Source organism: Isoptericola halotolerans, assembly GCF_003003075.1.
Lineage (GTDB): Bacteria > Actinomycetota > Actinomycetes > Actinomycetales > Cellulomonadaceae > Isoptericola > Isoptericola halotolerans_A.
In genome coordinates, this window is sequence record NZ_PVTX01000007.1 from 164,337 (window position 1) to 175,828 (window position 11,492).

An 11,492-nucleotide genomic window follows, 5' to 3' on the forward strand; every position below is an offset into this window, starting at 1 on the left:
CCCCCGTCTCCGTCCGGACCGGACCCGTGGACGGCCAGAGCCTGTGCACGGGCTCGAGGCCGCTGGATCCCGCGGCCGTGACGGCCGGCGCGCTACAGGGCGATGTCGGCCTTCGCGAGCTCTTCGACGTTGACGTCCTTGAAGGTCACGACCCGGACCGACTTCACGAAGCGTGCGGAGCGGTAGACGTCCCAGACCCAGGCATCGGCGAGCCGCAGCTCGAAGTAGACCTCACCGGCCGCCGAACGCACCTGGAGGTCGACCTGGTTCGCCAGGTAGAAGCGGCGTTCGGTCTCCACCACGTAGGAGAAGAGCCCGACGACGTCGCGGTACTCGCGGTAGAGCGCGAGCTCCATGTCGTTCTCGTAGTTCTCGAGGTCCTCGGCACTCACGCGGCCATCATCCCACCCGGGAGCGCAACGGCACGCCCGACCCGACGCTCACCTCGTCGAGCGTGACCACCCTGGGCTCCGGCGCGGCCGGGTTCGGCGGCGGGTCGACGGCGGCCGCCGCGGTCGCGGCAGGGGCCGTGTCGTCCAGCACCCGCAGGTTCCAGGACCGCCGGTGCTGCGGCGTCGGTCCGTGCCGACGGAGCGCCTCCAGGTGAGCCGGCGCCGAGTACCCCTTGTTCTGCTCCCAGGCGAAGGCCGGGTACTGGGCAGCGAGCCGGCGCAGCAGCCCGTCCCGCTCCACCTTGGCGAGCACGCTGGCCGCGGCGACCGAGGAGCACTGCAGGTCGGCCTTGACGAGGGTCCGCACCCCGGGCTCCGGGGCGTCGAGCGTGCGGCTCGGGTCCAGGTCCGCCGCCTCGAAGAGGTCCGCGTGCGGCCGGCTGAGCCAGTCGTGCGACCCGTCGAGCAGCACGACGTCGACGTCGCCCGCCGTGCGGCGCACCTGCGCGAGCGCGCGGCGACCCGCCAGGCGCAGCGCCGCGACGATCCCGTGCGCGTCGATCTCTGCCGGCCCCGCGTGCCCGACGGCCCAGGCCACGGCCCAACGGCGCAGCGGGTCCACCATGTTCTCGCGCGCCGAGGGCGAGAGCAGCTTGGAGTCGGTCAACCCGCGCGGGGCCGTCCTCGTGCCGGCGTCGACCACGACCAGTCCGACGCTGACCGGCCCGGCCAGCGCGCCGCGGCCGACCTCGTCCATGCCGCCCACGAGCAGCGCGCCCTCGCCGATCAGGGCCCGTTCGGACCGCAGCGTGGGGCTGCGGCGCGTGCTGCGCACGCTCACGGCTCGGGCACCCCGTCGAAGACGTCGCCCGGGTTGCGCAGCACCCGGGCGTCGCCGAAGGGCCACACGATCACGAAGGCGGATCCCACCACGTTGTCCATCGGGACGAACCCCCCGCCGGGCTTGCCCGTGTTGTACCGCGAGTCCTGCGAGTTCGGCCGGTTGTCCCCCATCACGAAGAGCATGTCGTCCGGCACGACCGTCTCGAACTCGGTCTCGCTGGGGTCCACCCCCGGCGCGATGTACTCCGTCTCGTCGATAGCGACCCCGTTGACGCTGACGCGGCCCTCCGCGTCGCAGCACACGACCGTGTCCCCGGGAGTACCGACGACCCGCTTGATGAGGTGCTCGCCCGTGTCCTGCGGGAGCAGCCCGACGAACGTCGCGGCGTCGCGCACCGCGTTGCCGACCGGGCCTCGGTCCGGCGCCTCGTACGGCGGGAGCCACCCGCCCGGGTCCTTGAAGACGACGATGTCTCCGCGATGGACGTCCAGGGCGTCCGGGACGAGCCGGGAGACCATCACCCGGTCGCCGACCTGGAGCGTGTCCTCCATCGACGAGCTCGGGATGTAGAAGGCCTGGACGAGGAACGTCTTGATGAGCCAGGACAGGACCAGGGCGCTGATCACGATGATGGCCGTCTCGCGCAGCAGGCTCAGGCCTCCGCCCGAGCGCGCCGGTCGAGCCGCGGCGTGCGCGGGGACGGTCCCGGACCGCGTGGCGTCGGCCGGCGACCCGTCGACGGCATCGGGGTCCGGTGTGCCCTCGGGCTCGGGTCGGCGCTCTGCGGATGTCACAGGGTCGGAGTCTGCCACGTCCACACCCTGCCAGAAGCACGACCCCACCGCGAAACGCCGACGGGCGGCCCCTCCGCTGGAGGGGCCGCCCGTCGGGACGCTCGGCGGGAGACCTCCCGCCACGGCTCACTTGGCCGGGGTCGCGCGCTTCTCGCGGATCTTCGCCTTCTTGCCGCGCAGGGCACGCAGGTAGTAGAGCTTCGCGCGACGGACGTCACCACGGGTGACGACCTCGACGGAGTCGACGGTCGGGGCGTGCACCGGGAAGGTGCGCTCCACGCCGACGCCGAAGCTGACCTTGCGGACGGTGAAGGTCGAGCCCACGCCGCTGTTCCGGCGGGCGATGACCACGCCCTGGAAGGCCTGGACACGAGAGCGGTTGCCCTCGACGACCTTCACGTTGACCTTGACGGTGTCTCCGGCACGGAAGTCCGGGATGTCGTCGCGCATCGCTGCCGCGTCGACGGAGTCGAGCGTCTTCATGGTTGTCTCCCCACCCTGCCACAGGTCAGAGCAAGCTCTGGGCCCACGCACGGCGGGCCGAAGTCTTGTCGAAGGTGGTGCACCGTCCTCGGCCCGATGGTCTCCCCTGTGGCAGAGTCCGGGCTGCGGCACACCAGCGCCCTATTCTGCCACACGCTCCAGGCGAGGGCCCGGTCGGGAGCCGTCCGGACCCTCGTGAGCCTCGCCACGCGGCCCGCCCACCGGCTCCACCACGCGCCAGCCGAGGCCGGCCAGGACCTCGCGGTCGTGCGCGTCGAGCACGTCCGGGTCGAGCGCAGCCACCATGTCGGGGCGGCGTGCGGCCGTGCGCTCCAGGGCCCGGTCGCGACGCCACCGGTCGATGCGGGCATGGTGACCGGAGAGCAGCACCTCCGGCACCTCGCGTCCGTCCCAGGCCGGCGGTTTGGTGTAGACGGGATACTCCAGCAGCCCCGCCGCACCGTGGGACTCCTCGACCAGCGAGTGCGGGTTACCGACGACGCCGGGCAGCAGCCTGCCCACCGCCTCCACCATGACCATGGCCGCGACCTCGCCACCGTTGAGCACGTAGTCGCCGATCGACAGCTCGCTGACCCGGTGACCGGCGGCCCGGTAGTGCTCCGCCACCCGGGCGTCGATGCCCTCGTAGCGTCCGCAGGCCACCACCAGCTGGTCCTCGGTCGCGAGCTCCTCGGCGTGACGCTGCGTGAACACGTCGCCCGACGGCGTCGGCACGACCACGTGCGCGCCGCCCGTCCCGGCGCCGGTGTCCGCGGCCGGCTCCGGCAGCAGGTCGTCGAGCGCGCGTCCCCAGACGTCGGGCCGCATGACCATGCCCGCTCCCCCACCGAAGGGCGTGTCGTCCACGGTCCGGTGCCGGTCGGTGGTCCAGTCGCGCAGGTCGTGGACCCGCAGGTCGAGCAGCCCTGCCCGCCGGGCCTTGCCCACGAGCGACAGGTCGAGCGCGGCGAGGTAGTCCGGGAAGATGGTGACGACGTCGATCCGCACGTCAGGCCTCGTCCTCGTGCTCGTCGGATCCCTGCTCGGGGCCGTCGTCCGCCCGGTCGACGACGACGGCGCCGGCGTCCCGGGCCAGCAGACCACCGGGAGGGGTCAGCTGCACACGGCCGCCGGGCACGTCCACCACCGGCACGATCGCGTGCACGAAGGGCACGAGGGTCCGCTCACCACCGGTCTCGCGCAGCACCAGGACGTCGTGCGCGGGCAGGTGCTCCAGGCCGACGACCTCGCCCACGACCGTGCCGTCGGCGAGCTCGGCCCGCAGCCCGGCCAGCTCGTGCGGGTACCAGGCGTCCTCCTCGTCCGACTCCCCCGACTCGACCACGAGCTCGACGCCGCGCAGGGCCTCGGCCGATCCGCGGTCCGACGACTCGGCGAACTGGACGAGCCAACGGCCCTGGTGCACGCGGGTCGCGGCGACCGTGAGCGGACCGGCGTCGGGCGGCACGGTCGCGAGGACCGCCCCGGTCGTGAACCGCTCCTCCGGGACGTCCGTCCGGACGTCGAGGGCAACCTCGCCGCGCAGGCCGTGGGCCTTGCCGATGCGAGCCACCACCAGCTCCATGTCTACTCCTCGTGGTCGGTCGGGCCTCGGCCCGGTGAACACGACGAGGCCCGGTCCCGTGGCGGGACCGGGCCTCGTCGGTGCTGCTCGTCGCTCTCGATGCTCAGCGGCGGTCGACGTCCACGACGTCGACGCGGACCGCGCCGTCGTTCGACAGCGCGCCGACGACGGTACGGAGCGCCTTCGCCGTGCGGCCACCGCGGCCGATCACCCGTCCGAGGTCGTCGGGGTGGACCCGGACCTCGAGCAGGTCACCGCGGCGCTGCGTGCGTGCCGTGACCTGGACGTCGTCCGGGTTGTCCACGATGCCGCGCACCAGGTGCTCGAGAGCGTCCGCGAGCATCAGGCCTCGGCCTCAGCCTCGTCGGACTCCTCGGCCTTGGCGGCGGACTTCTTCTCGGCAGCCTTCGCCTTGGCCTTCTCGGCCTCCGCGTGGACGGCCTCGACGGCGGCGGAGCTGTCGCCCGCAGCCTGCTTGGTCCGCAGGGTGCCCTCGGCACCCGGCAGGCCCTTGAACTTCTGCCAGTCGCCCGTGACCCGCAGCAGGGCGGCGACCTGCTCGGTCGGCTGGGCGCCGACACCGAGCCAGTACTGGGCGCGCTCCGAGCTGATCTCGATGAGCGACGGCTCCTCGGTGGGGTGGTACTTGCCGATCTCCTCGATCACCCGACCATCACGCTTGGTGCGCGAGTCGGCGACGACGACGCGGTAGTACGGTGCCCGGATCTTGCCGAGGCGCTTCAGACGAATCTTGACGGCCACTGGTGTGGACTCTCCTGGTTCTGTGGGTGCGACCCGGACACGCGCGGGTGGGGTCCTGCGGGTGGGCGGGTCAGGACTTGGCCTGCGCAGGTGAGAGGGGCCTGGGCACGCCGAGTACCCCGCTATTGTGCCAGACGCCGGCGACCGGCCCAACCTCGGCTCGGTCACACCCGGGCACAGCGTGCCGGACGCCGCCTGACGACCCGCTCAGGGCACGTTCACGGGGCCACGACACGTCCGCGCAGGACGACGGCGGTGGGGTGGCGCAGCACCTCGACGTCCTCGCGGGGATCTGCCGGGTAGACGACGAAGTCGGCGCTGGAGCCCTCCACCATCGCCCCGTGGCCCAGGTAGGCGCGGGCCCGCCACGTCGCCATCGCGACGACCTCGGCCGGGGGGATGCCGGCGGCCACCAGCTCGGAGCACTCGTCGGCGATCCGGCCGTGGTCGATCGTGCCGCCCGCGTCGGTCCCGACGAGGAGCGGGATCCCGGCGTCGTACATCGCCCGGACCTGCTCGTACCGGCGTTCGTGCATCCGGCGCATCCGGGACGCGTAGACCGGGTACTTCCCGTCGGCCTGCTGCGCGATCGCCCCGAACTGGCCCACCTGCAGCAGCGTGGGCGTGACACGGATACCTCGCTGAGCGATCTCGGGCATGACGTCCGGCGTGATGCCGGTGCCGTGCTCGATGCCGTCGACCCCGGCGGTGAGCAGGTCGTCGATCACCTCGGTGGAGAACGCGTGCACGGTGACCCGCGCCGCCTCGGCGTGCGCGGCCGCGACCGCCTCGGTGAGCACGTCGACCGGCCACAGCGGACGCAGGTCGCCGTCGGGCCCCAGGTCACGGTCGATCCAGTCGCCGACGAGCTTGACCCAGCCGTCCCCGGCACGGGCCTGCTCGCGGACCACGCGGGGAAGGTCGGCGACGTCGTCGAGCTCGAGGCCGTAGTGGCGCAGATAGCGCTTGGGGCGGGCCAGGTGGATACCCGCCCGCACGAGCCGAGGCAGGTCCGGTCGGCGCGACACCCAGGACGTGTCGAGAGGGGAACCGGCGTCACGGACCAGGAGCACGCCCGCGTCGCGGTCGGCCAGGGCCTGCTTGACCGCGGCGTCCTCGTCGACGGCTCCGCCGGCATCGAGCCCGACGTGGCAGTGCACGTCCACCAGTCCCGGGAGCACCCAGCCCTCGATCTGCGTGGCGGGGCTGCCCTGCGGCGTGGGCCGCAGAAGACTGAGCCGGCCGTCGCGGACCCACATCTCGCCGACCTCACGGTTGCCGTCGAGCAGGATGCGACCCGTGACGTGCAGGGGAACGTGCGGCACCGACATGACGGCAGCCTACCGGGGCGTCAGCGCCCCCCGCCGAGCAGCTTGCCCAGGTCGCCCGGCAGCTCGAGGTTCTCGAGGTCCTTGCCGGCCTGCTGGTCGTCCCCGCCGGTCACCCCGAAGGCCGAACCCGCCGGTGCCGACTTCTTCGCCCCGCCGCCCAGCGCGCGCTGCATGGCCTCGCGCTCCTGCTGCGCCCGCTTGGCGGGGTTGCCGGACTTGCCCTTGACCTTCTTCTTGGGCTGCTGCTTGCCCCGCGACTTCTTGCCGCCGCCGGGCATCCCTGGCATCCCCGGCATGCCACCGGGCATCCCCGGCATCCCGCCACCCTGGGACATCTGCCGCATCATCTTCTGCGCCTGCGTGAACCGGTCGAGGAGCCCGTTGACCGCAGCGGTCGTCTGACCGGCGCCGCGTGCGATCCGGGCGCGCCGCGAGCCGTTGATGATCTTCGGGTTGTCGCGCTCGGCCGGCGTCATGGACTGGATGAGGGCCTGGACCCGGTCGACCTCGCGCTCGTCGAAGTTCTCGAGCTGGTCGCGCATCTGCGCCATGCCGGGCATCATGCCGAGCATCTTCTTCATCGAGCCGAGCTTCTTCATCTGCTGCATCTGCACGAGGAAGTCGCTGAGCGTGAAGTCCTCGCCCTGGGCGACCTTGGCCGCCATCTTCTCGGCCTCGTCGGCGTCGAAGGCCTTCTCGGCCTGCTCGATGAGGGTCAGCACGTCGCCCATGTCGAGGATGCGCGACGCCATCCGGTCCGGGTGGAAGACCTCGAAGTCCGTGAGCTTCTCACCCGTCGAGGCGAACATGATCGGTCGGCCCGTGACCTGGGCGACCGACAGCGCGGAACCACCGCGGGCGTCGCCGTCGAGCTTGGACAGGACCACGCCGGTGAAGTCGACGCCCTCGGCGAAGGACTGGGCCGTGGTGACGGCGTCCTGACCGATCATCGCGTCGATGACGAACAGGACCTCGTCCGGCGTGATCGCCGAGCGGATGTCGGCGGCCTGCTGCATGAGGACCTGGTCCACACCCAACCGGCCGGCCGTGTCGACGATCACGACGTCGTGCTGCTTGCTCCGTGCCTCCGCGACGCCGTCGCGCGCCACACCGACGGGGTCCCCCACCAGGGCGGCGTCGGCCGTGTCGTGGTCCGAGGTGTTGCCCGGGTGCGGGGCGAAGACGGGCACCCCGGCGCGCTCCGCCACCACCGACAGCTGGGTCACGGCGTTCGGACGCTGGAGGTCCGCCGCCACGAGGATCGGGGTGTGCCCCTGCTCCTTCAGGGCGAGGGCGAGCTTGCCCGCCAGGGTCGTCTTGCCGGCGCCCTGCAGGCCCGCGAGCATGATGACCGTCGGCGGGGTCTTCGCGAGCTGCAGCGGCCGGGTCCGACCACCGAGGATGGTCACCAGCTCGTCGTTGACGATCTTGACGACCTGCTGCGCCGGGTTCAGGGCACCGGAGACCTCGGCACCGAGCGCACGCTCGCGCACGGCCGCGGTGAAGTGCCGCACGACGGGCACGGCGACGTCCGCGTCGAGCAGCGCACGGCGGATCTCGCGCACGGTCGCGTCGATGTCGGCCTCGGAGAGCCGTCCCCGACCGCGCAGGTTCTTGAACGTCGCGGTGAGCCGGTCCGACAGGGAGTTGAACACCAGGTGGTCCTCTTCGCGGGGTGGATGAAGTGCGGTCCCCTAGCCTACCGGCCGCCCTCGGTCGTCCCGGACGCCACCGCCAGGGCCGCCCGTGCGGCCCGGGTCAGCTGGTCGACGAGGCTCGCCCGCCAGCCGGTCCATCCGGCGGGACCGAGCGAGGAGGCGTCGCTCTCGGTGAGCGCGCGCAGCACCTCGAGCAGATCGATCCGGTGATCGAGGCCCTCGAGCAGCCGTCGCACGGTCTGCGGGTCCTCGGGATCAGCGCTCGTGGCCAGCTGCGCGAGCAGCAGGTGCTGACGCACCAGGGTGGCCACGTCGTCGACGAACGCCTCGTCGAAGCCCATGCGCCGCACCACGCCCGGGGCGATCCGTGCGCCCTCCGCAGAGTGGTCGGAGATCTCGGCACGTCGTCGTTTGCCCAGGTCGTGGAGGATCGCGGCGACGAGCAGCAGGTCGGCCGGGAGGTGCTCCGGCGCGACGCCGCGGGCGAGCTGGCGCTTGCGGACCGCCGTCGCGAGGGCGGCCGTCTCGACGAGGTGCCGGTCGACCGTGTGACGGTGGATGGCGGCACGCTGCGGCTTGTTCCGGACGTCCGCCCACTCCGGGATCCAGGTGGTCACGGCGCCGGCGAGGTCGAGCGCCTCCCAGACGTGCACCTGCGAGGGCCCGGAGCCGAGCAGGGTGAGCAGGTGCGCGCGAGCGGCGCGCGGCCACGGCTCCGGCAGCGGCGGGCACGCGGCCAGCGAGTGCACGGTCACGGGCGAGAGCGCCAGCCCGGTCCGGGCCGCCGTGGCCGCCGCCCGCAGAGACAGCAGCGGGTCCTCGGCCGGCTGGGCGGTCACGGCCAGGACGAGCTCGCCGTCGTGCTCCACGAGCCCCTCCCCGACCGAGCGCAGCCGCGGGGGCTGCCGGCGGCCGCGCACCAGGACAGGTCGGCGCGCGGCGGGTCGCTGGAGCGCCTGGCGGGCGCGCCGCACCGTGGAGTCGAGCGCGAAGGAGATCTCGCGCCCCGCCGCGGCCAGGCTCGCCAAGAGCTCGTCGGGGTCGTCGTGGCCGGTCAGGCCGGCCACCTCGTCCAGGTCGGCGAGCAGCAGGCGGGTCGACCGACGGCGGGTCACGACCTGCAGGGCGTCCCGCACGTCGAGGAGGTGGGCGTAAGCCGTGTCCACGCGCCCGTGCGGCCGGTCGGTGAGCCACGTCGCGGCGAGGGCGGACAGCACGACGGCGTCACGGATGCCGCCGCGCGCCTCCTTGAGGTCCGGTTCGATGAGGTAGGCCAGCTCGCCGGAGCGCTCGGCCCGCTCGCGCACCCCGGCCAGCAGCTCGGGGAGCCGACGTCGCGACGCGGACCGCCAGTCGGTGAGGATCCCGGACGCGGCGCGGTGCACGACGACCGCGTCCCCCGCGACGGGCCGGACGTCGAGCCAGCCGACGGCCGCCGGCAGGTCGCGCGTCGCGAGCTGCCGCGTCTGTGTCAGCGAGCGGACGGCGTGGTCGATGTCGACCCCGGAGTCCCACAGCGGGTACCAGAGCCGCTCGGCGACCTCGGCCAGCTCCGCCGGCTTGTGGGAACGACCGTCGTGGACGAGGACGAGGTCGAGGTCGGACAGCGGCCCGAGCTCGCCGCGACCCAGGGAGCCGACGGCGGCCAGCGCGATGCCCGTCGGCTCGATCCCGGCGGTGGCCTCCGCGTAGAGGGCGGCCAGGCGCCCGGTCACGATCTGCTGGAGCGCGGCGCGGCGCGCGACGCCGGAGCGCCCCGGTCCGCTGAGGTCGGCGGCGGCGGCGAGCAGGTCCTGGCGGAGCCCCACGACAGGGCCCCGCACCCCGGGACCGGGGTGCGGGGCCTGCTGCTCCGCGGGGCCGCCGTCCGTCGAGGGGAGGTCGGCCATCGGCGTCAGAGCGCGGCGTCGCCGTGCTCGCCGGTACGGACGCGGGCGACGTCGTCGACCGGCACCGTCCAGACCTTGCCGTCGCCGATCTTGCCCGTCTGGGCCGCACCCACGACGACGTCGACGATCGCCGCGGCGTCCTCGTCGGCGATGAGCACCTCGATGCGGACCTTCGGGACGAGGTCCACCGTGTACTCGGCACCGCGGTAGACCTCGGTGTGGCCCTTCTGGCGACCGTAGCCGCTGGCCTCGCTGACGGTCATGCCGCGGACGCCGGCGGCCTCGAGGGCCGACTTCACGTCGTCGAGACGATGGGGCTGGATGACTCCCGTGACGAGCTTCATGCTCGGACCTCCTTGATGACGGAACCCTGCTGGATCGTCTCGTACGCCGACTCGCTGTGCACGGCCAGGTCGATACCGTTGACCTCGACGTCCTCCGAGACGCGCCAGCCCATGGTGGGCTTGAGGATGATCGCCAGGATGTAGGTGACGACGGCCGAGAACGCGACGGCGACCACGGCGATGATGGCCTGGACGGCCAGCTGGTTGACGCCGCCACCGTAGAACAGGCCGGTCTCCGTGGCGAGGAAGCCGATCGCCAGCGTGCCCCACAGGCCGGAGACCAGGTGCACGCCCACGACGTCGAGCGAGTCGTCGAAGCCCAGCTTGAACTTCAGCCCCACCGCGAAGGCGCTCAGCACACCGGCGACGGCCCCGAGGAGGATCGAGCCGAGCGGGCTGACCGAACCGGCTGCGGGCGTGATGGCGACCAGGCCGGCCACGACACCCGAGGCGGCACCCAGCGAGGTGGCCGAGCCGTCACGGATCTTCTCCACGACGAGCCAGCCGAGGACGGCGGCCGCGGTCGCGGTGGTCGTGTTGACCCAGGCGAGGCCCGCGAAGCCGTCGGCGGTGAACGCCGAACCGCCGTTGAAGCCGAACCAGCCGAACCACAGCAGCGCGGCACCGAGCATCACGAGAGTCAGGTTGTGCGGACGCATCGGCTCGGTGCCGAAGCCCTTGCGCTTGCCGACGACCAGGGCGAGCACCAGCGCGGCGGCGCCGGCGTTGATGTGCACCACCGTGCCACCGGCGAAGTCGATCGGCGCCGCGATCGACGCGAACGGACCGTCGCCGGACAGGAGGCCACCGCCCCAGACCATGTGCGCCATCGGGAAGTAGGCGAAGGTGACCCAGAGGGCCACGAAGACCATCCAGGTGCCGAACTTCACGCGGTCGGCGATCGCACCGGAGATGAGTGCGACGGTGATGATGGCAAAGGTCGCCTGGAAGCCGACACCGACGATGCCCGGAACACCGAAGTCGTCGATGATGAACTCGCCGGCGTCGTCATAGATCGCGCCCTGCAGCGCGAACTGGTCGAACGGGTTGCCGACGATCCCGCCGATGTCGCTGCCGTAGGACATCGACCAGCCCCACAGGACGTAGATGACTGCCGTGACGGCGATGGCGCCGAACGACATCATCATCATGTTCAGGACGGACTTGCCGCGAACCATGCCTCCGTAGAACAACGCCAGGCCCGGCGTCATCAGGAGCACGAGCGACGCTGACGTCAGCATCCACGCGGTTGCCCCGGTATCCAGCTCCATTGTCCAACTCCCCTCGCCGACCCGTGTGGCCGGTCGAGGACCACCGTGGCGGCGCGGGGTTTCCACTGGACAGAGGTCGTGTTACAGCCGTGTCACAGACGACGCAGCCGCGTAAACATCGGGTTTCTGTCCACAGTGC

At 72.5% G+C, this 11,492-nt stretch carries 13 protein-coding genes; all 13 read right to left on the bottom strand.

Annotation, left to right across the window (positions count from 1 at the left end; all coding sequences use genetic code 11):
- Window positions 1-92: 92 nt before the first annotated feature.
- Window positions 93-392 carry a DUF2469 domain-containing protein gene (locus BCL65_RS11480; protein ID WP_106268126.1) on the bottom strand — a complete coding sequence of 100 codons (300 nt, stop codon included), beginning with the start codon at window positions 390-392 and terminating at the stop codon, window positions 93-95.
- A 7-nt stretch (window positions 393-399) separates the two neighbouring features.
- Window positions 400-1,233: a ribonuclease HII gene (locus tag BCL65_RS11485; protein ID WP_106268128.1), complete on the bottom strand. Its 834-nt coding sequence runs from the start codon at window positions 1,231-1,233 to the stop codon at window positions 400-402.
- The gene (gene lepB / locus BCL65_RS11490) at window positions 1,230-2,030 is read right to left on the bottom strand and encodes a signal peptidase I (RefSeq protein WP_243401017.1); all 801 of its coding nucleotides are present in this window, start codon (window positions 2,028-2,030) and stop codon (window positions 1,230-1,232) included. Before lepB ends, BCL65_RS11485 begins: the two co-directional genes overlap by 4 nt.
- Before the next feature lie 126 nt (window positions 2,031-2,156).
- A complete protein-coding gene (rplS, locus tag BCL65_RS11495; RefSeq protein ID WP_106268130.1) occupies window positions 2,157-2,513 on the bottom strand; it encodes a 50S ribosomal protein L19 in 357 nt (118 codons plus the stop codon).
- Window positions 2,514-2,654: 141 nt separating this feature from the next.
- Complete coding sequence (gene trmD / locus BCL65_RS11500; RefSeq protein WP_106268132.1) at window positions 2,655-3,521, bottom strand: tRNA (guanosine(37)-N1)-methyltransferase TrmD; 867 nt, start codon at window positions 3,519-3,521, stop codon at window positions 2,655-2,657.
- A 1-nt stretch (window position 3,522) separates the two neighbouring features.
- The gene (gene rimM / locus BCL65_RS11505; protein ID WP_106268134.1) at window positions 3,523-4,098 is read right to left on the bottom strand and encodes a ribosome maturation factor RimM; all 576 of its coding nucleotides are present in this window, start codon (window positions 4,096-4,098) and stop codon (window positions 3,523-3,525) included.
- A gap of 103 nt (window positions 4,099-4,201) precedes the next feature.
- Entirely contained in the window at window positions 4,202-4,441 is a 240-nt protein-coding gene (locus BCL65_RS11510; RefSeq protein WP_106268136.1) for an RNA-binding protein, read from the bottom strand.
- Window positions 4,441-4,860 (bottom strand): 30S ribosomal protein S16, encoded by a 420-nt coding sequence (gene rpsP, locus BCL65_RS11515; RefSeq protein ID WP_106268138.1) that lies wholly within the window; start codon window positions 4,858-4,860, stop codon window positions 4,441-4,443. The genes BCL65_RS11510 and rpsP overlap by 1 nt, the downstream gene beginning before the upstream one ends.
- A gap of 218 nt (window positions 4,861-5,078) precedes the next feature.
- Window positions 5,079-6,191 (bottom strand): amidohydrolase family protein, encoded by a 1,113-nt coding sequence (locus tag BCL65_RS11520; RefSeq protein ID WP_106268140.1) that lies wholly within the window; start codon window positions 6,189-6,191, stop codon window positions 5,079-5,081.
- Window positions 6,192-6,211: 20 nt separating this feature from the next.
- Entirely contained in the window at window positions 6,212-7,846 is a 1,635-nt protein-coding gene (gene ffh / locus BCL65_RS11525; protein ID WP_106268142.1) for a signal recognition particle protein, read from the bottom strand.
- A 44-nt stretch (window positions 7,847-7,890) separates the two neighbouring features.
- Window positions 7,891-9,738, bottom strand: a complete 1,848-nt coding sequence (locus BCL65_RS11530) for an HD domain-containing protein (protein WP_106268144.1) — start codon at window positions 9,736-9,738, stop codon at window positions 7,891-7,893.
- A gap of 5 nt (window positions 9,739-9,743) precedes the next feature.
- Window positions 9,744-10,082: a P-II family nitrogen regulator gene (locus BCL65_RS11535; protein WP_106268146.1), complete on the bottom strand. Its 339-nt coding sequence runs from the start codon at window positions 10,080-10,082 to the stop codon at window positions 9,744-9,746.
- A complete protein-coding gene (locus BCL65_RS11540; protein ID WP_106268148.1) occupies window positions 10,079-11,353 on the bottom strand; it encodes an ammonium transporter in 1,275 nt (424 codons plus the stop codon). Before BCL65_RS11540 ends, BCL65_RS11535 begins: the two co-directional genes overlap by 4 nt.
- Window positions 11,354-11,492: the final 139 nt, after the last annotated feature.